This is a genomic window from Chromatocurvus halotolerans (assembly GCF_004340525.1).
GTDB classification, from domain to species: Bacteria; Pseudomonadota; Gammaproteobacteria; order Pseudomonadales; family Halieaceae; genus Chromatocurvus; species Chromatocurvus halotolerans.
The window spans coordinates 126,614-150,596 of sequence record NZ_SLWX01000007.1; the positions used below are offsets into that span (position 1 = coordinate 126,614).

Annotated in this window: 23 protein-coding genes, 1 tRNA gene and 1 other RNA gene; 18 read left to right on the top strand and 7 right to left on the bottom strand. The window is 62.0% G+C overall.

Annotated features, from left to right (window positions below; genetic code table 11):
• Positions 1-21: 21 nt before the first annotated feature.
• Positions 22-98, top strand: a tRNA-Arg gene (locus EV688_RS09920).
• Between the two features lie 21 nt (positions 99-119).
• The gene (locus tag EV688_RS09925) at positions 120-656 is read left to right on the top strand and encodes a gamma-glutamylcyclotransferase (protein WP_117317754.1); all 537 of its coding nucleotides are present in this window, start codon (positions 120-122) and stop codon (positions 654-656) included.
• Between the two features lie 11 nt (positions 657-667).
• Here EV688_RS09925 and EV688_RS09930 read toward each other — a convergent pair whose 3' ends face one another.
• Complete coding sequence (locus EV688_RS09930) at positions 668-4,003, bottom strand: mechanosensitive ion channel domain-containing protein (protein WP_131917620.1); 3,336 nt, start codon at positions 4,001-4,003, stop codon at positions 668-670.
• 162 nt (positions 4,004-4,165) lie between these two features.
• Here EV688_RS09930 and ffs point away from each other — a divergent pair.
• The 10 genes from ffs to EV688_RS09980 all read left to right on the top strand — a co-directional run bounded on the left by ffs (position 4,166) and on the right by EV688_RS09980 (position 11,334).
• An RNA gene (gene ffs, locus EV688_RS09935) (signal recognition particle sRNA small type) lies at positions 4,166-4,262 on the top strand.
• Between the two features lie 125 nt (positions 4,263-4,387).
• Positions 4,388-6,073, top strand: coding sequence for a DNA polymerase III subunit gamma/tau (gene dnaX, locus EV688_RS09940; protein WP_117317758.1), 1,686 nt, complete (start codon positions 4,388-4,390; stop codon positions 6,071-6,073).
• 59 nt (positions 6,074-6,132) lie between these two features.
• On the top strand, positions 6,133-6,456 hold the full coding sequence (locus tag EV688_RS09945; protein ID WP_117317890.1) for a YbaB/EbfC family nucleoid-associated protein: 324 nt from the start codon (positions 6,133-6,135) through the stop codon (positions 6,454-6,456).
• 4 nt (positions 6,457-6,460) lie between these two features.
• Positions 6,461-7,066, top strand: a complete 606-nt coding sequence (gene recR / locus EV688_RS09950) for a recombination mediator RecR (RefSeq protein ID WP_117317760.1) — start codon at positions 6,461-6,463, stop codon at positions 7,064-7,066.
• A gap of 11 nt (positions 7,067-7,077) precedes the next feature.
• Complete coding sequence (gene rnd, locus EV688_RS09955) at positions 7,078-8,178, top strand: ribonuclease D (RefSeq protein ID WP_240624354.1); 1,101 nt, start codon at positions 7,078-7,080, stop codon at positions 8,176-8,178.
• Positions 8,175-8,444: a YcgL domain-containing protein gene (locus EV688_RS09960; protein WP_117317764.1), complete on the top strand. Its 270-nt coding sequence runs from the start codon at positions 8,175-8,177 to the stop codon at positions 8,442-8,444. Before rnd ends, EV688_RS09960 begins: the two co-directional genes overlap by 4 nt.
• Complete coding sequence (locus EV688_RS09965; RefSeq protein WP_117317766.1) at positions 8,437-8,886, top strand: YcgN family cysteine cluster protein; 450 nt, start codon at positions 8,437-8,439, stop codon at positions 8,884-8,886. Before EV688_RS09960 ends, EV688_RS09965 begins: the two co-directional genes overlap by 8 nt.
• Before the next feature lie 3 nt (positions 8,887-8,889).
• A complete protein-coding gene (locus tag EV688_RS09970) occupies positions 8,890-9,222 on the top strand; it encodes a hypothetical protein (RefSeq protein ID WP_117317768.1) in 333 nt (110 codons plus the stop codon).
• Positions 9,223-9,307: 85 nt separating this feature from the next.
• Positions 9,308-10,153 (top strand): AAA family ATPase, encoded by an 846-nt coding sequence (locus EV688_RS09975; RefSeq protein ID WP_117317770.1) that lies wholly within the window; start codon positions 9,308-9,310, stop codon positions 10,151-10,153.
• Positions 10,154-10,158: 5 nt separating this feature from the next.
• On the top strand, positions 10,159-11,334 hold the full coding sequence (locus EV688_RS09980) for a vWA domain-containing protein (RefSeq protein WP_117317771.1): 1,176 nt from the start codon (positions 10,159-10,161) through the stop codon (positions 11,332-11,334).
• On the opposite strand, the gene EV688_RS09985 is transcribed toward EV688_RS09980, so the two are convergent.
• Positions 11,326-12,123 carry a TrmH family RNA methyltransferase gene (locus EV688_RS09985; protein WP_117317773.1) on the bottom strand — a complete coding sequence of 266 codons (798 nt, stop codon included), beginning with the start codon at positions 12,121-12,123 and terminating at the stop codon, positions 11,326-11,328. The genes EV688_RS09980 and EV688_RS09985 overlap by 9 nt on opposite strands.
• Positions 12,124-12,167: 44 nt before the next feature.
• Between EV688_RS09985 and EV688_RS09990 the strand changes: the two genes are divergently transcribed.
• Positions 12,168-12,401: a glutaredoxin family protein gene (locus tag EV688_RS09990; protein WP_162883903.1), complete on the top strand. Its 234-nt coding sequence runs from the start codon at positions 12,168-12,170 to the stop codon at positions 12,399-12,401.
• 27 nt (positions 12,402-12,428) lie between these two features.
• Here EV688_RS09990 and EV688_RS09995 read toward each other — a convergent pair whose 3' ends face one another.
• Positions 12,429-12,869 carry a universal stress protein gene (locus EV688_RS09995; protein ID WP_117317776.1) on the bottom strand — a complete coding sequence of 147 codons (441 nt, stop codon included), beginning with the start codon at positions 12,867-12,869 and terminating at the stop codon, positions 12,429-12,431.
• Between the two features lie 108 nt (positions 12,870-12,977).
• Here EV688_RS09995 and EV688_RS10000 point away from each other — a divergent pair, with 108 nt between their 5' ends.
• The 4 genes from EV688_RS10000 (at position 12,978) to EV688_RS10015 (ending at position 17,034) form a co-directional block, all read left to right on the top strand.
• Positions 12,978-13,442 carry a hypothetical protein gene (locus EV688_RS10000; RefSeq protein ID WP_117317777.1) on the top strand — a complete coding sequence of 155 codons (465 nt, stop codon included), beginning with the start codon at positions 12,978-12,980 and terminating at the stop codon, positions 13,440-13,442.
• A gap of 106 nt (positions 13,443-13,548) precedes the next feature.
• A complete protein-coding gene (gene topA / locus EV688_RS10005; RefSeq protein ID WP_117317779.1) occupies positions 13,549-16,221 on the top strand; it encodes a type I DNA topoisomerase in 2,673 nt (890 codons plus the stop codon).
• Positions 16,221-16,706, top strand: coding sequence for a DUF6586 family protein (locus tag EV688_RS10010; protein WP_117317781.1), 486 nt, complete (start codon positions 16,221-16,223; stop codon positions 16,704-16,706). Before topA ends, EV688_RS10010 begins: the two co-directional genes overlap by 1 nt.
• Positions 16,707-16,773: 67 nt before the next feature.
• Positions 16,774-17,034 carry a hypothetical protein gene (locus tag EV688_RS10015; protein WP_117317783.1) on the top strand — a complete coding sequence of 87 codons (261 nt, stop codon included), beginning with the start codon at positions 16,774-16,776 and terminating at the stop codon, positions 17,032-17,034.
• A 17-nt stretch (positions 17,035-17,051) separates the two neighbouring features.
• Here EV688_RS10015 and lexA read toward each other — a convergent pair whose 3' ends face one another.
• Positions 17,052-17,657: a transcriptional repressor LexA gene (gene lexA, locus EV688_RS10020; RefSeq protein WP_117317785.1), complete on the bottom strand. Its 606-nt coding sequence runs from the start codon at positions 17,655-17,657 to the stop codon at positions 17,052-17,054.
• An 89-nt stretch (positions 17,658-17,746) separates the two neighbouring features.
• Positions 17,747-18,064, bottom strand: a complete 318-nt coding sequence (locus EV688_RS10025) for a DUF6763 family protein (protein ID WP_117317787.1) — start codon at positions 18,062-18,064, stop codon at positions 17,747-17,749.
• Between the two features lie 270 nt (positions 18,065-18,334).
• On the opposite strand from EV688_RS10025, the gene EV688_RS10030 reads away from it, so the two are divergent.
• Positions 18,335-19,084, top strand: coding sequence for an S-methyl-5'-thioinosine phosphorylase (locus tag EV688_RS10030; RefSeq protein ID WP_117317789.1), 750 nt, complete (start codon positions 18,335-18,337; stop codon positions 19,082-19,084).
• On the opposite strand, the gene EV688_RS10035 is transcribed toward EV688_RS10030, so the two are convergent.
• Positions 19,056-20,387: a CsiV family protein gene (locus EV688_RS10035; RefSeq protein ID WP_117317791.1), complete on the bottom strand. Its 1,332-nt coding sequence runs from the start codon at positions 20,385-20,387 to the stop codon at positions 19,056-19,058. The genes EV688_RS10030 and EV688_RS10035 overlap by 29 nt on opposite strands.
• Positions 20,377-23,841: a transcription-repair coupling factor gene (gene mfd, locus EV688_RS10040; protein WP_117317793.1), complete on the bottom strand. Its 3,465-nt coding sequence runs from the start codon at positions 23,839-23,841 to the stop codon at positions 20,377-20,379. Before mfd ends, EV688_RS10035 begins: the two co-directional genes overlap by 11 nt.
• Positions 23,842-23,983: the final 142 nt, after the last annotated feature.

The following is a 23,983-nucleotide window of genomic DNA, read 5'->3' on the forward strand; positions in this document are numbered from 1 at the left end:
TCGGGGTAAACTGTACTGCTTGCGCCTATAGCTCAGCTGGATAGAGCACCGGCCTTCTAAGCCGGTTGTCCCAGGTTCGAATCCTGGTGGGCGCGCCACTATCAGCAGGAACACCTCGCATGTCAGCTATCTCACAACCCACCTGGGTGTTCGGCTATGGCTCACTGATTTTCAAGGTCGATTTTCCCTGGATGGACCGTCGGGCGGCCAGCATAAGCGGCTGGTCGCGGCGATTCTGGCAGGGTTCCCATGATCACCGTGGAACGCCAGAGGCCCCGGGGAGGGTGGTAACCCTGATTGAGACGCCCGGCATCGACTGTCGTGGCGTTGCCTATCTTGTGGCGCCAGAGGTCTTCGCCCACCTCGATTATCGTGAGAAGAATGGATACGCGCGGCACAGAGTCGCGATTTCCCTGCAGGATGCGGAGTCGCCGGTGGAAGGGCTTCTTTACGTGGCTACGGCAGGTAACCCTGCCTATCTCGGTCCCGCGCCGCTGGACGATCTGGCTTCACACATTGCCGCGGCGAGCGGCCCCAGCGGTAGCAACCAGAGCTACCTGAGCGAGCTCGCCCTGGCACTGCATGAGTTGGGGTCCTATGACGACCACGTCCATCCACTGGCCCACCGCGTCGACACCCTGCTGCGGCAGGAGTAGCGGCGGCGGGGTCAGCCTGGGTCGGGCGCTGGCGTCTCAGGCGGCGCGACGGGTTTTGCCGGCTCCACGACCTGCACGGGTATGGGGCTGGCTGCATCGAGATGTATGTCCCGCTGCGGGAACGCGATGCTGATCCCGGCCTCGTTGAACCTCTCATTGATTTCGGTGCGCAGCTCGGTCCATACCCTGGGATACTCCCGCTCCGCATAACAGCGAAGCCAGATGAGCAGGGAATTGTCGCCAAAGTCCTCAAAGGTTGCAGTTGGCTCGGGTTCCTCGATCACCGACGGGTTGTCATGCGCCACCTCGATGAGAATCCGCATGGCTTCGCGGACGTCCGAGCCGTAGGCCACGCCAACGGCAATCACCACGCGCAGGTTCGAGGTCGAGAGCGACCAGTTGGTCACCACGCCGGTGATCAGTTCCTTGTTCGGAATCATCAGCTCCTTGCCTTCGAAGGACTCGATCACCGTGGCCCGGGCGTTGATCTGGGTAACCGTGCCATCGCCGCCACCGGCAGTGATGATGTCGCCGACGCGGATAGGCCGCTCGAAAAGCAGTATCAGTCCACTGATAAAGTTCGCGACAATCTCCTGCAGACCAAAACCGATACCGACGCCGAGCGCAGCCACCAGCCACTGCACCTTGCCCCATTCCCAACCCAGCAGTGACAGGCTCATGGTGAGGCCCGTGCCGATAATGACGTATTGCATGAGCACCCTGATGGCATAGCGACTGCCTGGGGTGATGCCGGTCCACTCCATCAGCAGAACATCAATGAGTGGGGGGAGGTGTTTAGTGACCAGGGCGGTAATCACCAGGATGAAGATCGCGTTGATCAGGGTCGCCAGCGAGACGACGCGCAACTGACCGTCGGGCAGGGTGGAATCTGCGACGTTCCACAGACCGATCTCATTGAAGATATTCAGCGCCGGTAAGGCAGGTGACCAGATCAGCCACAGGGCGATGGCAAGACCCAGGACGCGCATAAGGCTGAGCAGCTGTGTATTGGCGCCGGAGAGGGAGGCCACCGTCGCCAGGTCATCGGCGTTGTCCACGGCGCTCTCGCCGCCCTCCTGAAGCGCTCTCGACTCATCGCGGGTCCGTCTCTCGATCTTCGCATTGAAAATGAGGCCGACCCGATAGAGGATGTTGGTGACAAACAGTATCAGCAGGAACGCCGCTATGGAGAGCCCCAGGGAATCCAGATAGAGGTGGGCCGCAAAGAGGTGCCCGGTTACGTGCATGATGGCAATGGCGGCTGACAGAACGACAGCCGCCCGAAATCCATACAGCACAATGCGATCGGCGGTGAACAGTTCGCTGCGCAGTGCCCGCAGACCCGCCAGGAGCAGTGCAACGGCAATCGCCAGCGTGGCGATTGCCGTCAGTGGCCCACCGCTGTCCGTTGCCGACGTGGACAGACCGAATCCAGCGGTAAATGCGCCGGTCACGAGCACCGGCGTCAGCCAGCTGAGGGCCGGGCGCAGACAGTCCATCTTCTGGCCATTCCACTTGAGCCGGCGGCGACCCACGCCGAGGCGACCGGTAATGTGACGAAGAAAGCTCAGGGAAAACAGTACCAGTGAGGCGAGCATGAGCCCGGCGGCGATGCCCGAGAGTTGCGCGTTGTCCGCGGCAGCATTGCGGATAACCAGGGAAATGGCGAATACGGCGAGGGGCACAGCCGAAGCGTAGGCCACGCTCAGGGCAATGCCGGTAAAAATGCGATCACTGCGCTCATCGCGGGGTCTGATGGGTTTGCCAAGCTGCTCTTCGAGTTCACGCTTGATGCGGCGCCGGAAGACCAGCAGCAGGGCGACCAGCAGTCCGAGCAGCAGGGGCTCTACGCTAAGCACCGCCTGAGGCAGTCGGTCTCGCAGCTGGAGAAGCCCGTCGGTGGAGATGAGGAGCTTCACCTGGTCCTTCAGACGCATCGGGTCAACGTAGCTGTGGTTTCTCGTCCACAGAAGGTTGCTGGTGAGGAACTCCTCGTAGCTCTCTATGGAATCGTAAAGGCCAGCGGCGAGTTCGTTGGTATCGATAAGCACCTGCTGCAGCTGCGACTGTGCCTGTGCGTTTTCGCGCAGGAGGCGCATATGCTGGTCGAGAAGCTTGTTCAGAGAGTCCCGGGTAGCACTGTCCCAGTCCGCGTGATCCGGGAATCGCTTTTTCAGAAATGACTCCCGGTCAGACATTTCCCGGACGTCTTCGTCGTTATCGATCGCGGCGATCGCCACCTCGTTGATGCGCGTGTTGCGGCGGTCTATCGCTGAGGCGATGCCGCGTTGTCCGGGGAGTGTTCGCAGCCGGCTCAGCATGACGTCGGCGAGCTCGGGCTGCAGTCCGGACACGGCAAGGCGTCGACGTGACAGCGAGGCGTCCCGCTCGATGTTGTCCAGTGTTTCGCGCAGCTCCAGTATCTGCCGCCGCGCCGCGTTGAGTTCAAGCCCCAGGGCTTCCTGCTGACGGGCGAGGGACATGTTTTCCTCGGCCAGTGCCTGCAGGTCGGTGCGCGTCTCGCCCATTTCCGACACGATTTCCTGCGTCGCTTCGATCTGTCTTTGCGCCGCGCTTCGACGCAGGTCCCTTGCTACCTCGGACAGGGCTGCGAGGCGTCGATCCAGGCGATTGATTCTCACATCCAGCCAGTTCCGCTCAGCCACCAGAATATTTTCCAGCGCCGGTTGACCGCGCACCCGCAGTGCCAGGAGTTCTGCCTCCGCCGTAAGCTGCGCGCGGCGGACCTGCGTCATGGCATCGGCGGTGCGATCCTTGAGCGACGCTCCCTCGGAGAGGTTTGTGCTCGGCAGTGCCTCAAGCTGGCTCTGGATCGCGACGAGGCGGTCGCGTTCCGCCGTCCCTTGTTGTCGTGCCGCTGCCAGCTCTGTGGCGATGGCGGTTCTGCGCGCCGTGGCACTGCGGCGATCCGCGACCAGCAGCTGAATTTCGGCCTCCAGCTCGGCCAGTGGCACGTCGTCACTCGCGGGCTGGGGAGCCGGCTCCTGTGCAGACTCCTCTATCAGCGTCTCAAAGCGGGCTATCTCCTCTTCGCTGCGCTGTATACGGTCAGACACCTCATCAATGGTGGACTGCAGCTCCCGGGTTGCTGCCAGCGTGCTGGCCGCGGACTCCAGCTCCGCAGCTAGACGGGTCCGTTCTTCTTCAGAGAGCTCCGTCGACTGCTGTAGCTGCTGTGAGAGCGCATCGAGCCGACTGGCCGTAACCGCGTCAGAGGCGTCGGTCTGCGCCATGCCACGGTCTGCCAGAAGAAAACACACCAGCACAAGCAGCCATCGTGCAGTGACACGATGGACCTCGGCAGAGGACCTGGAAAGGATAGCCACGAATCGATCTCGCACCCGAAGTCAAATGACGGCAAAGGGTAGCATAACCGGTAGCAGCAGAAGCGTGGTTTTGCCTTCGAGGGAATTCGAGGGACATGGCTTGTCTGGCGTGCTGTGATGCAGGATAATCCGTCCTCCGCGAAAGCGGGGCTATGGTAGTCCGGATGGTCCCCTCGCAACGACAGGCAGTGAACCCCGCCAGGCCCGGAAGGGAGCAACGGTAGCTGCCGATGCGTGTGCCGGGGTGTGGCTGTTCGGGCTGCCTCCATTTTTTTCTTGTCGTGGTCGCCCGGCGCAGACTCCCTCATTGCCGCATAGTCGTTTCTCTGTCTCGGCGGCTGCGTTATGCTGGCAGGCTGAGACTGCAGGAGTGACGCGCACAGCATGTCCTATCAGGTACTGGCCCGAAAATGGCGCCCGCGCACCTTCGGCGAAATGGTGGGGCAGCAGCACGTGCTCAAGGCCCTGGCGAACGCACTGGATCATGATCGACTGCACCACGCCTACCTGTTTACCGGCACTCGCGGCGTTGGCAAGACCACGGTGGCGCGGATTCTGGCCAAGTGCCTGAACTGTGAGCAGGGTGTCAGTTCACAGCCCTGCGGCACCTGCGGTGCCTGTCTCGAGGTTGCCGAGGGACGCAGTGTCGACCTGATAGAGGTCGACGCAGCCTCCAGAACCAAGGTTGACGACACCCGGGAGCTGCTCGACAACGTGCAGTACGCTCCAACCCGAAGTCGGTTCAAGATTTATCTTATCGACGAAGTCCATATGCTGTCGGCGCACAGCTTCAACGCACTGCTGAAAACGCTTGAGGAGCCGCCGCCACACATCAAGTTCCTGCTCGCAACCACTGATCCGCAGAAACTGCCGGCAACGGTGCTCTCCCGGTGCCTGCAGTTCAACCTCAAGAATATGCCGCCAGAGCAGGTGGTGGGTCATCTGCGCACGGTGCTGGACGCCGAGGGTGTAGCTTATGATGAGGCGGCGCTGCCACTCCTTGGTCGCGCTGCTGCCGGCAGCATGCGTGATGCCCTCAGTCTCACGGATCAGGCAATCGGCTACGGTGGCGGCCAGATTGCAGAAGCAGAGGTCCGGGACATGCTCGGTGTCGCGGATCGCACGGCAATACTTCAGCTGCTCAACGCGCTGGCGCGCGATGATGCGAAGGAGCTGCTGGGGATTATCGCCAGCATGGCGGAGAGCGGGGCGGATTTTGCCGGCGCCGTCGATGAACTCATCGCAGCGCTGCACGATCTTGCGGTCGTTCAGGTCGTGCCCGACGCGCTGTCCTTCGCTGCGGAGGAGCCCGATGAGCTCCGCCGGCTGGCAGCCCTGCTGACGGGGGAGGATGTGCAGCTGCACTATCAGATGGCGCTGAATGGCAAGCGGGACATGAGCATCAGCGCCGACACCCGTGCTGCCTTCGAAATGATCATGCTGCGAATGCTCGCCTTCAGGCCAGTCACGGCCAGCCGCTCGCGGCCGGCGGGCACCGCAGCTGACGGAGCGACGGCGAAGCGCGGAGGGACGCCGCCCGCAGGAGCGCCTGCCGAAGCCGTGCCGCCACCACGCACGGAACCGGCCAGCGCCGAGGTATCGCCACTCCCGGCTCGCAACGACAGAGCCGGCGAGGTCGGCGATCGCGGAAAAAAGCCTGAAGCGCCGCCCTGCGGCGCAGACGGCGACTGGGCCCGGCTACTGCCCTCACTGGGGCTGACAGGGAGCACCCTGCTCACGGCAAAGAATTGTGAATGGCACCGGCAGACAGATGACATGGTAGAACTCAGGCTGGATCCGGAACAATCGAATCTGTTCAATGCCCGACACAGTGAACGCATCGAGAAGGCACTGCGTGGCGCGCTGCAGAAACCCGCGTTGACAGTCAACATCCAGACCGGTCCGCTGCGATCAGAAACCCCTGCGCAGCGAGAGCAGAGACTGGCGCGGGAGGAACACTCGGCCGCCGTTGCGCGAATGCGGCAGGACCCAAGGCTTTCGGCCCTGATTGCGCGTTTTTCGGCGACGCTCGATGAACCTGGCATTGAGATAACGGTCAACAGGGAATGATCCCGCATGATGTCGAACGCAACAGAATCAGCGTCATGCAACGTAACGGAGACTGGCACATGAAGGGAAGTATCACGGAAATGATGCAGCAGGCGCAGAAAATGCAGGCTGACATGCAGAAAGCCCAGGAGGCGCTGGCGGAACAGGAGGTCACGGGGGAGTCCGGAGCAGGTCTGGTGCGCGTTACCATGAACGGACGCCACGACGTGCGCGCCGTGACCATCGACGACAGCGTGCTGCAGGAAGAGAAAAGTGTGCTTGAGGATCTGCTGGGTGCTGCGGTCAATGATGCGGTGCGCAAGGTCGAGGCGGAAAACAAGAAAGCGATGTCGCAGTTGACCTCGGGGCTGAATCTGCCCGAGGGCTTCAAGCTGCCGTTCTGAGCGCATGAAGTTCAGCCCCGCACTCGAAACATTGATAGAGTCGCTTCGCTGTCTGCCCGGCGTCGGGCCTAAGTCGGCACAGCGCATGGCTCTTCACCTCCTGGAACGCAATCGCAGCGGTGCCTCGGTGCTCGCGAATGCGCTGCGCGACGCCGTTGATCGCATCGGCCACTGCCAGCGCTGCAGGAACCTCACGGAACTGGCGTTGTGCGAGATCTGCAGCGATACCCGCCGTGACCAGCGCACGCTTTGCGTGGTGGAAACGCCGGGCGACGTGCTGGCGGTGGAGCAGGCAGGAGGCTACCGGGGCTGCTATTTTGTGCTCATGGGACATCTGTCACCGATCGATGGCATCGGCCCCGAGGATATCGGTCTCGACCGGCTGCAGGAGCAGGTGGAAACGCAGGGCATCACCGAGGTGATTCTCGCCACCAATCCCACCGCCGAAGGCGAGGCGACCGCCTACTACCTGACCGAGATGCTCGGTTCACGCGGGATACGCATGTCGCGCATTGCCCACGGCGTGCCGCTGGGAGGAGAGCTTGAGTATGTGGATGGGTCGACTCTCATGCACGCCTTCACCGGGCGAACGCCAGTGGTGCGCTCTTGAAGTGGACGCTGGTGGAAACGCAGCAAGCGCTGGAGCGTGTCCTGCCAGCGCTGCGGGAATCGGAGGCGCTGGCGGTCGATACGGAATTCATGCGCCGTGACACGTTCTTTCCGCAGATTGCGCTTCTTCAGCTGAGCGCCGGTGAACACGCACTGCTTATAGACCCTCTTGGGATAGAAGATACCTCGCCCATTCGTGATCTCCTTGCCGATGAACGCATCGTCAAGGTGCTGCACTCGGCGAGCGAAGACCTCGAGGTATTTGATCGCTGGCTGCAGCTCTCACCACAGCCCTTGTTCGATACCCAGCGCGCGGCCGGTTTTCTTGACCGCGGCTTCGGCCTGGGCTATCGCGCCATGGTCGAGACCTATTGCGGCGTGCAGCTCGACAAGGGCGAAACCCGGTCTGACTGGTTAAAGCGTCCTCTGAGTTCCTCCCAATGCGATTATGCGGCGCTGGACGTCGCTTATCTGCTGCCGATCTATCGCGACATGCGCGCAGCGGTAGAGAGGGAAGGTAAGCTCGAGTGGGTATTTGACGATGGGCGCACCGCCACCGACAGCGCCGGCAGCGCTGCACGGGACTATTACCTGCGCATCAAGTCGGCCTGGAAGCTCAACCGCCGCCAGCTTGCTGTGCTGCGCGCAGTCTGCGACTGGCGGGAAGAGCAGGCCATGTCCCGGGACAAGCCTCGCAGCTGGATCATTCCGGATGCCGCCTGCCTCGATATTGCACGCAGTGGCGAGCTGGACGCCGACAGTCTGGCTCAGGTGCCAGGTCTTTCTCCCGGAGTCCTGCGCCGCTACAGCGGCGACCTGGTCGCCTGTGTGTCTGCGGCACGCGCACTGCCGGACAGCGAGCTGCCGCCCCTCCTGCCAGGGCCGCTGACCGCGGACGAACGTCGGCTGTTGAAGGCGCTGAAGCAGCGCGGCAAGCAGATTGCAGCCGCGCTCGGCGCCGCTCCGGAATCGCTCCTGCCGTCGAAGGATTATGAAAGGCTCTTGCGCGAGTCCCTTGGCGACCCTGTGCCTGTACCCGCTCACTGGCACGGTTGGCGCAAACCGCGGGTGATAGATCCACTGCGTAATTTTCTCGCGGAGAGACGCGCATGAATTGCATTGTCGAGATCTTTGCCAGCTCACGTCGCGAGGGCATGTATCTTTATGCGCCGCGCGACGCGGTCTGGGAGGAGCTTCCGGAATCACTGCGGGCGGCATTTGGCCCGCCTCGGTCGGTCATGACGCTGGTGCTGACGCCCGATCGGCGCCTCGCGCGAGTCAGGGCGGCCGAGGTCATTGCGGCGATCGATGACAAGGGGTTCTTTCTGCAGATGCCACCCGCTTATACTGATGCCGTGATGCGGCAGCCTCATGAATGACAGCTGGTGGAACAGATTGACTCTCAGTCAGCTGTCGGCCGAGCAGTGGGAGCGACTCTGTGACGGCTGCGGGCAGTGCTGCCTGCATGTCCTGGAAGACGAGGAGACGGGAGATTTTGCGCGCACGACTGTCCACTGTCGCTACCTCGATGCAACGGCATGCCGCTGCACGGACTATGTGAACCGGCTGCGGAACGTGCCTTCCTGTGTCGCTCTGACGCCCACAGCTGCCGCGCAGTACGACTGGCTTCCGCCGACCTGCGCCTATCGCCTGCGGGCGGCGGAACTGCCGCTGCCCGACTGGCACCCCCTCGAGACAGGCGATCCGGACAGCGTTCACCGTGCCGGCATCTCCGTGCGTGGACGCATCATCAGCGAGGAGTTCGTACCGGAGGATCATATGGAAGACTATGTCCTGCACTGGGTCGAGCAGGGAGACTGAGACATGTTGACAGAAAGCGGCTACCTGGTGGCGATGACGGTATATCTGATGGCAGGGCTTTTTACCTGTCTGGTCGGGGCGCGCTGGCTGGCGAAAGATCCGTCCTGGCGGTTCGGGTGGTTCCTCACCGGCGCGGCCCTGCTGTTGACGCCCGCGTTTCCGTCACCGGGGATGGATACGATGGCACCGGCGAGCGTCGTTGCCGGGTTTCAGCTGGCGACCGCCGGGGTCGAGCCGGCCATGCATGCACTGCGGCCGCTCGCTGTCGCCCTGGCAACCGCCTGGCTGCTGACGCTGTTGGTAGTCGTGGTGCTGTGGCAGCGCCGCAGGCGCTAGCGGTCGCGCAGGCCGCGCGGCTTGCGCAGGCACCCTCGCAATCGTTACCCTTTCGCCTTCTTTTTATCTCGGGCATACAGCTATCATGAAATTCACCGGAACCAGGAACTACGTTGCCACCGACGACCTGCGCATGGCCGTCGACGCTGCTGTCAACCTGCAGCGACCTCTGCTTATCAAGGGTGAGCCGGGCACGGGCAAGACCATGCTGGCGGAAGAAGTGGCCGAGGGTCTCGGCAAGCCGCTCATACAGTGGCACATCAAGTCGACCACCAAGGCGCAGCAGGGCCTGTACGAATATGACGCCGTCTCGCGCCTGCGCGATTCACAGCTCGGCGACGAGAAGGTGTATGACATCGGTAACTACATCAAGCGCGGCAAGCTGTGGGACGCCTTCGCGGCGGAAGAGCAGGTCGTGCTACTTATCGACGAGATCGACAAGGCCGACATCGAGTTCCCGAATGACCTGCTGGTTGAGCTGGATCGGATGGAATTCTTTGTTTATGAGACGGGAGAAACCGTGCGCGCTGTGCACCGGCCCATTATCATCATCACCAGCAACAACGAAAAGGAGCTGCCCGATGCGTTTCTTCGCCGCTGCTTCTTTCATTTCATTAACTTCCCCGATCGCGACACCATGCGTCAGATCATCGACGTGCACTATCCGGGTATCGCGCAGTCGCTGGTGCAGGAGGCCATGGAGATCTTCTTCGACCTGCGCTCGGTGCCGGGCCTGAAGAAGAAGCCCTCGACCTCGGAGCTGATTGACTGGCTGAAACTCCTGATGGCTGACGATATACCCGATGAAATCCTGCGGGAACGCGATCAGAGCAAGGCGATACCGCCACTTTACGGGGCGCTGCTCAAAAACGAGCAGGACGTGCATCTGCTCGAGCGTCTCGCGTTCATGCATCGCAGGGAGTCGCGTTAAGCGTCATGCTGGTCAATTTCTTCCATGGTCTGCGCGACGCCGGTATCCCGGTGACCACCCGAGAACTGCTCGATCTGCTTGAGGGGCTCAAGCAGCATGTGGTGATGGGCAGCGTGGACGACTTCTACCTTTTCAGTCGCACCTGCCTGGTGAAGGACGAGAAGTATTACGATCGTTTTGACAAGGCCTTCGGTGCGCATTTCAGGGAACTGGAGGCACTGGATGACGTGATCGAGGCGCTCATTCCTGACGACTGGCTGCGTTCGGAGTTCCTGAAGAACCTGTCCGAGGAAGAGAAGGCGAAAATCGAGTCTCTCGGCGGCCTGGAGAAGCTGATCGAGGAGTTCAGGAAACGGCTTGAAGAGCAGGAAAAGCGGCACGAAGGCGGCAACAAATGGATCGGCACCGGGGGCACATCGCCTTTCGGGCAGCAGGGGTATCATCCGGAAGGCATTCGCGTCGGCCCCAATGGCGGTAATCGCCGCGCCGTGAAGGTCTGGGATCGTCGGGATTTCCGCAATCTCGATGATTCCGTGGAGCTGGGCACGCGCAACGTGAAGATGGCGCTGCGGCGCCTGCGCAAGTTTGCCCGTACCGGCTCCGCAGACGAGCTGGATCTGGATGACACCATTCATTCCACGGCGCGCAATGCCGGGCTGCTCGACATCAAGATGGTTCCCGAGCGCCATAACGCCGTCAAGGTCCTGCTGTTTTTCGACGTGGGGGGCTCGATGGACCCTCATGTCCGCGTCTGCGAGGAGCTGTTCTCGGCGGCACGCACCGAGTTCAAGCATATGGAAAATTTCTATTTCCACAATTTTCTGTATGAGAGCGTGTGGCGCAACAACGTGAGACGCCATAACGAGCGTACGCCCGTGATGGATATCCTTCACAAGTACGGACACGACTACAAGGTGATCATCGTCGGCGATGCCGCCATGTCACCCTATGAAATCGTGCAGCCCGGTGGCTCTGTGGAGCACTGGAACGATGAGTCAGGGGAAGTCTGGCTGCGCAGGCTGCGCCGGACCTATGAAAAAACGGTCTGGATCAACCCGGTGCCGAAAGAGGAGTGGGAGTTTACCCAGTCCGTCAGCATGACGCACCAGTTGATGGAGGGCCACATGTATCCCCTGACGCTGAAAGGGCTGGAGGATGCGATGGGCTTTCTGTCACGGTGACTGGCGCAGCAGTCCGGCGTAGCTTACCAATGCGGCACTCACCGCAACATTCAGCGACTCCACGCCTTCGGCCATGGGAATCGACAGCGCCGTGTGGGCCAGTGATCGGATTTCCGCGGAGACGCCTTCGGTTTCACCGCCGAGAACGAACAGGGAGCGGTCGGCGAAATCCGTGGTGAACAGCGATCGCGCCGCGTTTGCTTCCAGCGTGTACAGCGTGAAGCCGGCGTCAAGACAGGCGCCGGCGGCACTCGCAATGCGCTCACAGCGAAGGAGAGGAGCAGAGTAGACCGTGCCAGCGCTGGCCTTGATGACCAGCGGGCCGAGCGCCGGGTTGCCGTGGTCGGCATACAGAACGCCATCCACCCCCGCGCCCCGTGCCGAGCGCAGCGACATGCCCATATTCTGTGGATTGGTGACGCCATCAAAGGCCAGCAGGCGGGTTGGGCCATCGGGCTTCAGGCTGCCCAGAAAGGTGTCCAGGGATTGAAATCCGGGGCATAGCACGTCCAGCGCCACGCCCTGGTCCTGCTTGCCATTACGGGATATGCGCGACAGCGCTGCGCGTTCATGCTCGCGCACGTCCATGCCGCGCTGCGAGGCCAGAGCGCGGAGCTCCCTGATCAGGCCGTCTTCCCGGTTGCTGCTGGCCAGGTGCAGAATGCGACAATCGAGATCGGCGTCGCGCATGGCCTCCAACGCGGGTTTGCGACCGTATACCGTGAGCATGCGGCGAAACTGCTCCCGGCGCTGGGCATAGTCTTTGCTGTCAGGAGGAGCCAGGGTCATTGAAATCGGGAGTATCCGTCATGGAGACTGCGAAGAAAGGGCACATGATGCTATACAGTACGGGGGCCTGCCACCTGTGTGAACAGGCATCTGCCTTGCTCGACAGGGTTTTGCTCGATACCCCCGAGGCGAGCTATTCTACCGTTGATATCAGCGATAGCGATACGCTGTTTGATCGTTACGGCTGGCTGATACCCGTGGTGCGCTTTGCCGATGGTTCCGAGCTCAGCTGGCCCTTTGACGAATCGGCGTTGCGGCAGCGCCTGCAAGCCCTGTAGACGCCGCCATGGCCTCACCTGGCGTGATCAGCGGGACACGCCAACGCGAACTGCCAATACGTCACAGGTAGCCCCGTGAAGCACCCCATTGGCCGTGGAGCCCATCAGGAGCGCCAGGCCGTAGCGCCCGTGGCTCCCCACGACGATGAGATCGGCACCGATTTCCTCGGCCAGGGCGTGGATTTCCACCTCGGGTCGACCCAGGACCACATGCCGCCTGTCTGCGGCAACGCCCTGTTCGGTCGCAAATTTCTCCAGCTGCTGCGAGGCCTGCTGATGGATTTCATCCTGAATACCGGAAAAATCCATCGGGATATCGCCGCCATAGGCGAAGCTGAGCGGTTCAATGACATGGATGATGTGGAGTTCCGCGCTGTTGTTGGTGGCAATTGCCCGAGCACGCTCTGCGACTTCAGCCGAGTCGTCGGTGAGATCAACCGCCATCAGGATTTTTGTATAGTTGGCCATGAATGCTCCGGTATCTGAGTGGCTTTGCATTGTTTTATATCACAAGCGTTGGCCGTCGCAATGCCGCCGCCGCTTTTTTCACACAACACTTGACCTGGGTCATCGCCTATGTGGACGTATGTCTTTATCGCTGTGGTTGTGGCACTGGCAATCGCCCCCTTGCTGCATTTTCTGCCGACCAGCACCCAGCGGCGTCAGGCCGCGCTGCGTGAGGAGGCCGCGCTTGCCGGCCTGTTCGTGGAATTTCGTGATCTGCCGGGCTATGGACCGCGGCTCGAGCGCATGAGTCGCAGCGAGCGTCAGGTCGTGTACTACGGCGCACGACTGGCTGCCGCGGCGGATCGGGGACGACGACGACAGAGCTGGTGGCGGGTGGATGATACCTGGCGCGGCGGTCCCCAGCGCCTGCTGCCACTCCCGCCAGCCCTTGAGGACCTGCCGTCGTCGGTGCTGGCGGCAAGTGTGGATAACAATAGCTGTGGCATCTACTGGCGGGAGACCGGCGATACCGGCGATGTCGGTCGGATCATCCGCTGTGTTACGGTCTGGCGGTCGGATCTGGCGGACGGCTGATCGGGTTTTCCCTTGACCCGCGTGGAACGTCCCTTTATATATGCCAGTCGTTTTTTGCGCCGGATTTCACATCCGCCGCCATTGCTGAGGTAAGACTTAAGCCTGTATGGGTAAATCACTAGTCATTGTCGAGTCGCCTGCCAAGGCGAAAACGATCAACAAGTATCTGGGGCCGGATTTTATCGTCAAGTCCAGCGTCGGTCATATTCGCGATCTGCCCACCTCGGGCGGAGGCTCCCGAACACCGGATCCCAAAGAGCGTGCGGCCCAGGCGGCGCGCACGCGCAAGATGTCGCCGGAAAAAAAAGCCGAGCACCGCAAGCAGAAAGCCCGGCAGCAGTTGGTGCGTCGCATGGGTATCGACCCCGCACACAACTGGGAAGCCCATTACGAGATTCTGCCCGGCAAGGAAAAAGTCGTCAGTGAACTGAAGCAGCTGGCCGCCAAGGCCGATGCAGTCTACCTCGCCACTGACCTCGACCGTGAAGGCGAGGCGATTGCCTGGCATCTGCGAGAGGCTATCGGTGGTGACGATTCCCGCTACCAGCGTGTGGTGTTCAACGAGATTACCCGCAACGCCATCAAGGAGGCGTTTTCGCGTCCCTCGGAGCTCGACATCAATCGCGTCAACGCGCAGCAGGCGCGCCGCTTTCTCGATCGGGTGGTCGGCTACATGGTGTCACCCCTGCTGTGGGCGAAAGTTGCGCGGGGTCTGTCCGCGGGACGGGTACAGTCGGTTGCCGTGAAACTTATCGTCGAGCGCGAGCGCGAGATCCGCGCGTTCGTGCCGGAGGAATTCTGGGAGCTGCATGCGGACCTCAAGGCCAAAGGCCTGGAATCCGCCCGCTTTGAAGTCCGCAAGGACCGTGGCGAGAAGTTCCGCCCCGGCGATGAAAAGACGGCGATGGCCGCGCATGCCAGGCTGGCGGACGCCGACTACCGCGTAGCCAGTCGCGAGGACAAGCCCACGCGCTCGAATGCGCCCGCGCCTTTTATTACCTCGACCCTGCAGCAGTCCGCCAGCACCCGTCTGGGCTTCAGCGTGAAGAAGACCATGACCCTGGCGCAGCGCCTGTACGAAGCAGGCTACATTACCTACATGCGCACAGATTCCACCAACCTGAGCAAGGACGCCGTTGCAAGCTGCCGCGAGTACATCAGCAAGAACTTCGGTGACCGTTACCTGCCCGAAGCACCGAAAGTGTACGCCTCGAAGGACGGTGCACAGGAGGCTCACGAGGCCATCCGGCCCTCGGACGTCAATACGCTGCAGGCCAGTCTCTCCGGGATGGAGCGCGATGCCGAGCGCCTGTACGAGCTGATCTGGCGGCAGTTTGTGGCCAGCCAGATGCCGTCCGCTGAATACACGTCCACCACCATCACCGTGGCGGCAGAGGAATTCGAACTGGCGGCTCGCGGCCGCATCATCCGGTTTGACGGCTATACCCGGGTGCTGCCACCGGCAGGGCGCAAAGGCGAAGACACGGTGCTCCCCGATGTCGCAGAGGGCGATGTTCTGGAACTGGTCAAGCTGGAACCCACACAGCATTTCACCAAGCCAACCCCGCGCTACGCGGAGGCCAGCCTCGTGCGAGAGCTGGAGAAGCGCGGTATCGGGCGTCCTTCCACCTACGCGTCGATTATTTCCACCATCCAGGACCGCGGGTATGTCCGCCTGGAGAACAAGCGCTTCTACGCGGAAAAAATGGGCGACATCGTCACTGAGAGATTGCAGGGCAGCTTCAGTGAGCTGCTCGATTATGGATTCACGGCGAGCATGGAAGAGAATCTTGACGATGTCGCGACCGGGAAGCTGGCCTGGCGCGACCTTCTCGACAATTTCTATGCGGAGTTCAGTGGTCTGCTCGAGAAGGCAGAGCAGCCAGAACCCGAAGGCATGCAGCCCAACGAACCCACGATGACAGATATCCCCTGCAGCAAGTGTGGTCGGCCCATGCAGATCCGCACCGCGAGTACCGGCGTGTTCCTCGGCTGTTCCGGTTATGCACTGCCGCCGAAAGAGCGCTGCAAGAACACGATCAACCTGGTATCCGGTGACGAGGCCATCCGCGAGGATGCCGATGACGAGGCAGAGTCACGGCTGTTGCGCAGCAAGCATCGCTGTCCGCTGTGCAATGCCGCCATGGACAGCTATCTCATTGATGAAAAACGGAAGCTGCACGTCTGTGGCAACAACCCCGATTGCGAGGGTTTTGAGGTCGAGCACGGCAAGTTCAAGATCAAGGGTTATGAAGGTCCGGTCATTGACTGTGACAAATGTGGAGCCTCCATGCAGCTGAAGACGGGGCGCTTCGGCAAATATTTCGGCTGCACGTCAGAGGACTGCAAGAATACGCGCAAGCTTCTGCGCAGCGGTGAGCCCGCACCGCCAAAAATGGACCCCGTCCCGATGCCGGAACTCGCCTGCGAAAAGGTGGATGACACCTATGTGCTGCGTGACGGCGCGGCTGGTCTGTTTCTGGCGGCAAGCCAGTTCCCCCGCAACCGCGAGACACGCGCCCCGTTCGTGGATGAGCTGCTCCCACACAAGGATGAGATAGACCCCAAGTACGCATTCCTGTTCAGTGCGCCTACCGTGGATGACGCGAAGAACCGGGCTCAGGTCCGTTTTAGCCGCAAGACCAAAGAGCAGTACGTCATGACCGAGAAAGACGGTAAAGCGACCGGCTGGAAGGCCTTCTACCAGAAAGGTAGATGGGTGCCGGAGGGTAGCGGCAAGCCAGCGCCGGCGCGCAAAAAGAAGAAAAAGGCCAGTTAGTGGGTCGGGGGGTCGCGAATCAGCATCTGTATCTGGCGCGATTGCTCATCAGGGCCTGGCAGCGCGACCGTGAAGAGCAGCGTGTCCCCGCCCGCGTGCTGGACCAGGCGTACGCGCCGGGTGTGCGTGAGCATCTGATTCTGGCTTATGGACATTTCCTCAATCACGTGCTGGATCCCACGGGAGCGACAACCGGCGGCGATACGCCGCGCTGCTGTGATGACCTGCCGCCGCAGAGCGCCGGCAAGTCCGTCCCTGGTGAGATACACGAGTTTCGCCAGCTCGAGCAGGCAGGCTGGCTCGCGCCCCTGCTGGCCCCTCTGCCCGACATTGGCTCCGCCGGATCTCAGGGCGCCAGGAGGCCGGATACGCTGGTGGCCAGTTCTGGTGGCCCGGACTGGCCCGGACCAGAACAGGCAGAGGGCTGGAGCCAGCGACTTGCGTCTATTTTCGAGCGAATGAACGACAGTCTGGACGAGTGCTGAGGTCTGGTTGTCGCCTGCGGCCGCACACTGTTACCATCTCACTGGATGCAAATGTTGGGGAGTTGGAGTGACGACATCTTTGCTGGAAATTGTTGATCTGGGGAATGGCGAGGTGGTTCTGCAAAGAGCCGACGATGCGTCATCGCCACTACTGCGCATACAGTTTTCCGACGAATCCCGGCTCTATGTTCTCGATAACTGTCTGGAGGTGGCGAAGGCCATGATTCAGGCGGGTATTGAGGCGACGGCGGAGCTGAATGACCAGGGTGAGGTTGAAATTGAAGAAGAGCCAGGGCAGTCCATTGCCTCACCCCGGATTCTGCACTAAGCGCAGCAGATACTCCCCTAAGCCATGCTCTGGCGGACGACGCCGACGCTGAGGCCCTCAATCGCAAAAGCTGTGTCTCTCAGGTCGACGTGGATAGGCGCGTAATCCGGATTTTCCGCTTCCAGTCGCACCTGATGTCTGGCCCTGCCTTTCTGCAGTCGTTTCACGGTAACTTCATCGTCAATACGCGCTACCACAATGTCACCGTTCCTGGCTTCCGGGGTACTGTGCACGGCAAGCAGGTCACCGTCATGGATCCCGGCGTTGATCATGCTATCGCCGGTGACACGCAGAAAATAGTCTGCTGCCGGCCGGAAGAAACTGCCCGCCAGTTCACAGTAGTCCTCGATATTGGCCTCGGCGAGCACCGGGGCACCTGCTGCCACGCGGCCGATTATCGGCAGCCCCCGATTCTCGGGCAGGCGAATGCCCCGGGAAGCGCCAGGGATCATTTCAATGGCACCCTTGCGTGCCAGAGCCTTGAGGTGTTCTTCCGCCGCATTGGCCGACTTGAAACCCAGCTGTCTGGCGATATCGGCCCGCGTGGGAGGATATCCCGTGTCTTCGATATGCTGCCTGACGATTGCCAGAACCTGTTCCTGGCGCGGCGTGAGCTTGATCATGTGACAGGCCTGTTTATCTGTACAGTACCTGTGATTATATACAGTTGCGACGCTCGTGCAAGGGACGGCGGCGTCCCTGCAGCGCTGTGTCAGAAATCCTCTACTCCCCACATGGTGTCAGGTTCTATGCTGTTGACCGGATTGCTCCAGTCCTGCGGATTGAAGGGCAGATCGGGATCGATACCGTCCTCGTCGCTCAGTTCAAACGGGCTTCGCCAGTCTTCAGGTTCAGCGGCTGGCACCAGTGCGAGTGCCGCCCAGCTTTCCCTGTCGTACTCGGCAATCTCGCCATCGACGTACTGCACCTCGGCTGTCTGGGCACGATGGTCCCAGGCAACCACCTCGAAAAGTTCGCCGGTTTCCAGCTCCTTGTACCAGCGGCCTATCAGCGGCCGTTCCATTGCCATGACGGGCTCTCCCCTGTGCGGTATGTCCTTAGACACTAGCACCTCGATCTCCCGTGTCCAGCCACTGCCTGTGCACGCCCAACGGGGACGGACCAGGCTGCCATGCAAAAGCATGAAAGGAATTGGCATTCCAATCAATCGTTTGGGTGGATCACTTAAGCCCGATGCTAGATGTTAGGGAGAGGTTTAGATGAAAAGGAACGGGAGAATGCGGGTCAAAAGAGGCAATCGGTCTAACGCGGCGCGCTCATCAGAAGCGGGGTACCCTGGATGACGCGGCTGGCGATTCTGGGCGGGACTGGCGTGGATGCGCTCGACGGACTCACGGTAACCGCAGTGGAGCGCGTCGAGACGCCTTTCGGCGCTGTCTCTGCCGATCTCGAGACCGGTCAGTTCTGTGGTCTGGAGGTGGTGTTTCTGCAGCGCCACGGCAAGCCGCGATCACTGCCGCCACACCGGATCAACTATCGGGCAAACCTCTGGGCCCTGAAGCAGCGGGGTATCACCCACGTAGTGGCCCTCAACGCGGTTGGTGGCATACACGCATCATTGCGCCCGGGAATGCTGGTGCTACCGGACCAGATCATCGACTACACCTGGGGTCGATCGCACACCTTTGACGAGGGGGGAGAGGCGCCGCCGATGCACATCGACTTCACCGAACCCTACTCGCCTGAGCTGAGACAGGCGTTAATGCTCGCGTCAGCAGGCGAGGGCGTGGTTGATGGTGCCGTCATGGCGGTCACGCAGGGGCCAAGACTGGAAACCGCCGCGGAAGTCCGTCGGCTGAGGCGTGACGGCTGCGATGTGGTTGGCATGACCGGCATGCCCGAGGCGGCACTGGCGCGCGAAGCCGGCCTTGCCTATGCATCGCTCTGCATGGTGGTGAATACCGCAGCCGGGCTCGGCGATGCACCGATCACCCTCGACAGCATCAGGCAGCATCTGCGGGCGTCTTCCGCGGCCTCCGCCCGCGTCATCGGCGAGTTGATCAGGGGGGGCTTCCTCTCGGGGCAGTGACGCCTCCCTCGCCCGCGATAACCGCATTATGGCGGTCATTCCATTGCCAGTCGCGGGTTTCGCGGTAGGTCTTCCGCCAGTCCCCGCCTTCCAGCAGTGTCATCTTGACCAGCACTCCCAGCACCGGGTGGTCAATGTAGTGGAGTTCGCCACCGCGCATGCGGCGACTCTGCTCAAGCAGTATGGCATGCCGCCAGGGATAGCCGCTGTCGACAGGGTCCGGCTCATCTGCCATCGCAGGGGCTGCATCATCGGGAGTCTCGACCCGCACCCGGGCTGGCGGGGCCACCAGACCGTCGGGCCGCGCCACGTCCACGCCGCCGAAGTGCTCGACCCGCCGCGCGTACCAGTCATCGAGGCCTGGCAGTGTCAGCTGCACAGAGGCGGGCGCGAGTGGTGGTGGCGGCATACGCCAGTCGGGATGCAGATACTCCCCCTGAGTATTCAGCCACAGTCGGGTACTGATGTGGAGATAGCGCGACAGATGGATGCTCACGCTGCCCTGAAGCGCGGGCCATGCGGTGGTGTCCAGGTCACCGGAACGGTCGAGAATGATCGCCCGTGAGTCGCTCTCAGCGGCGACAGGCTGCACCCACGCAGCGTGCATGAGGACGTCGTAGCCCGCGGAGCGCATCCGTGCGGCATCGCGGTTCAGTTCTTTCAGGCCGTCGGGAAGCAGGGTGAATGCCGGGGGCGGCGGCAGCGGCAGCTCGGGATCATCCAGATCCAGCCGCGCATCGGCGCGGGGCGGGTCAATGGGTAGCGGGCCGTCCGGCAGCAGGTCCGGATCGTCAAGAGCGACCGGCGCGTCGACCGCCGGAGTATCGACCGCGAGCGTGCCGGCGCCCGCTGTCTCGACCTCAGGGGCCTCTGCACCCGTCGCCACAGTTGCCGCGACGGGTATGTCCTCGCCCAGGGGCAGTGGATCGGCAAGCGTCTCCAGTTCGGGAACCGATCGGCTGCGGGGCTCCACGAGCAGCAGGTTCTGCATGCCCAGAGCGTCAATGTGGCTGCGGCTTCCCGGAAAGCGCTGCTGGCGGGCATCCGCCAGATCGCGATCTATCAGGTGCCGGTACCTCGAGGGATAATTGAGAGTCGGCTCCGGCGCCCATGCCTCGGCAGCAAAGCCAGAACTGCCCGGTTGCCGGAATACCAGGATTTCGATGCGATACCAGGGGTCGCCCTGGCCGGATGGCGATGTCTGCGCTGATGCAGGACCGGCAAAGAGCGGGGCAGCTGCGGCCAGGGCCAGTGCCAGGCTGAAACGCGGCCCTGCAGTCGACGACAGGCGATCAGGCGGCATTTTCAGCCGACCCCTCGGCCAGCTTGTCCAGCAGCTCGTGCGAAAAATCCATGCGCTCTTTACCTTCTGCCAGAGTCTTGCGACAGCGCAGCCGCGTAGCGCCCGCCAGCTGATAGGTTGCGGGCTCGGATTGCACGAGCGTTACCAGCGCCATGGGGTTGACGGACGTCGAGTCCCGAAAATCGATGGTACCACCCTCTGCGCCAAGCTCAATGCCCGCGATACCCAGGTTCTGCGCCCGGTTTCGCAGCCGGGCGATGGCAAACAGATTGCCGACGGGCTCCGGGAGCAGGCCGAAGCGGTCGATCATCTCGACCTGCAGTTTGCGCAGCCCGGCGTCGTCCTCCGCTGCGGCGATCCGCTTGTAGAGGATGAGCCGCGTGTTGGTATCGGGCAGGTAGCTCTCAGGGATCAATGCCGGCACGTGCAGGTTGACGTCGGCACGCGTCTCCAGCGGTGCATCAAGGTCGGGGATCTCGCCGCGACGAAGTGACGCGACCGCGCGCTGCAACATTTCCATGTACATGCTGAAGCCGACACTCTGGATCTGCCCACTCTGGTCGTCTCCAAGAAGTTCACCGGCGCCACGGATTTCAAGGTCATGCGTTGCCAGCTGATAGCCGGCACCGAGGTCGCCCGCTGCCTCAATGGCCTCCAGCCGCTTTGCCGCATCCGCGGTGACCGCTGAACGCGGCGGACTCAGCAGATAGGCATAGGCCTGGTGGTGAGATCGTCCCACGCGGCCGCGTAGCTGATGCAGCTGGGCAAGACCGAAGCGGTCTGCGCGTTCGATGATGATGGTATTTGCGTTGGGGATATCAATGCCGGTTTCGATGATGGTGGTGCACAGCAGGACGTGATGCCGCTTGTGGTAGAAGTCCGCCATGACCCGTTCGAGCTCTATCTCACGCATCTGGCCGTGCGCGACGGCGACCGACAGGTCCGGCAGCAGCTGTCGCAGCTTGCGAGCGCTTTCCTCGATGGTCTTGACTTCGTTGTGCAGATAGAAAACCTGGCCGCCGCGCAGGGTTTCGCGCAAGACGGCTTCTTTTACCAGCGCAATGCTGTGCTCCCGCACAAAGGTCTTGATGGACAGGCGACGTGCCGGTGGTGTCGCGATGATGGACAGGTCGCGCATACCGCCGAGTGCCATGTTCAGCGTCCTCGGGATGGGCGTGGCGGTAAGCGTGAGGATGTCCACCTCCGCTCTCAGGGCCTTGATGGCCTCCTTCTGCTTGACACCAAAACGGTGCTCCTCGTCGATAATGAGCAGGCCGAGATCGCTGAAACGGAAATCGCTCTGCAGCAGTTTGTGCGTTCCGACCAGAATGTCCACCTCACCCCGCGCCACGCGATCACCGATCTGGCGCAGATCCGCGTTGCTGCGAAACCGCGAAATGACTTCAACCCGCACGGGCCAATCCGCGAATCGATCGGCAAACGAGCTGTAGTGTTGCTGGGCCAGCAGGGTAGTGGGGACCAGAATTGCCACCTGTTTCTGATTGGATGCGGCAAGGAACGCGGCGCGCATGGCGACTTCCGTCTTGCCAAAGCCGACATCACCACAGACCAGCCGGTCCATCACGCCGGGACTGGTCATGTCTCGCTTCACGGCCTCAATGGCAGCCTCCTGATCCGGCGTCTCTTCAAACGGGAAGGCAGCGGCAAAGCGCTCGTAGTCCGTCTCCGGTACCTCAAACGTGAATCCGGGCCGTGACTCCCGTCGTGCATATACCTCCAGCAGCTGCGCCGCGACATCCGAGGCCTTTTCCGTGGCCTTGCGGCGCGCTTTTGTCCACTGCTCCGAGCCCAGGCGGTGCAGTGGTGCCAAATCCGGGTCGCTGCCGGCATAGCGGCTGATCAGGTGCAGCGATGCGACCGGCACATACAGGCGCGACCCTTCCGCATACTCCAGCGTCAGGAATTCACCGGCCTCATCGCCGGTCTCCAGGTGCTGCAGGCCGACATAGCGGCCAACGCCGTGCTCCAGATGAACCACGGGTGTGCCCTCACGCAGTTCCGTCAGATCCCGGAACACCGCTTCGGGATCGGTCTGCTCGGCACGCCTGCGCCGGCGTCGCTGGGCTATCCGCGAGCCGAACAGCTGCGACTCGCAAACCAGCGTCGGGGCGTCGCTGCCGCAATAAAGGCCACGGTCCAGGGGGGCGACGGCGATGGCAAATTCCATATCGCCGGACATGAAGGCTTTCCAGTCAACCACGGATTCCGGTGTGTGTTTCGCGGCAGCCAGCGACTCGAGCAGGACCTCACGCCGCCCGGCCGTTTCCGCGCAAAGCAGTACACGACCGCGATGCCCGTCGAGCAGTGATCGCAATCGCGTCGCGAGGTCGGCGCTGCCGATGTCTGCTGCCAGCTCCGGGGGAGGCAGGGCATTTACCTCGACGTGCACGGGCGCATCGCTGTGCAGCCTCATCTCAAGTACCGACCGGGTTTTCAGGGCAGCGTAAAGCTCCTCCACGGGCACAAATCCGTGTGCCGGTGGCAGCAGTGGGCGCCGGGGATCAATGCTGTATTCCTCGTAACGCGTGGTGACGTCGTCCCAGAAGTGTGTCGCGGCGCGGTGATGGTCACCTACTGTGATAATCGCGGCGTTGTCAGGCAGATAGTCGAACAGCGTGGCACAGGCGTCGAAGAACAGCGGCAGATAGTACTCGCAGCCGCCCGGTGCGCGCCCGGCACTGACTTCGCTGAAAACGGGACTCCTGTCGGGGTCGGTGTCAAAAACCCGGAACCAGTTCTGCTGAAACTTGCGTATTGCCTCGGCGTTCAGTGGAAATTCCCGGGCCGGCAGCAGCCTGATGGCCTCTGTCCGGTCCACGGTGAGCTGGGTCTCCGGATCGAAGGTGCGCAGTGTGTCGATATCATCGTCGAGCAGGTCGATGCGGTAGGGCAGATCGCTGCCCATGGGAAAAACGTCCATTACCGCGCCGCGAACGGCAAATTCGCCGTGCTCATAAACGGTATCGACACTGCGATAGCCTCCCTGTTCCAGGGAGCGTCGGAAGGTCGCCATGTTGAACGGGTCACCGCTTTCGAGAACCAGGCTGGAGCCGACCACATATTCCCGGGGCGGCAGGCGATGCATCAGGGTCGGCATCGGAACGACCAGCACGCCGCGGCGAATCGTCGGCAGTCGGAACAGGGTATGCAGGCGTTCCGACACAATATCCTGGTGCGGTGAAAAGTTGTCGTAGGGCAGGGTTTCCCAATCCGGCAGCGCCAGAATCTCGGTATCCCCGCCGGCGTAGAAGGGCAGTTCGCGCTCGATTTCCAGCGCGGTCTGCATATCCTGCGTGATGACCACCAGCAGTCTGTCAGCGTCGGCCAGCTCGGCAATACAGGCGCTGCTTGCGCTGCCGGGGAATGGCCCCGCAGAGGTTCTTGTGGCGGGTGTCTCCGGCCAGGGGGTTGATTCGATCGGCTGCTTGAACATTGATGGCTGACTGCGGTGCGGCGATGAGGCGCGACATTGTAAGCGGAACCCGCAGCAGGCTCCAATCATGGCAGTGTGAAGAAGTGCACGGGCTTCGGGGTATCGTATTGCGGCGGGCGGCCCGGGCGGGGATAATGCCCGC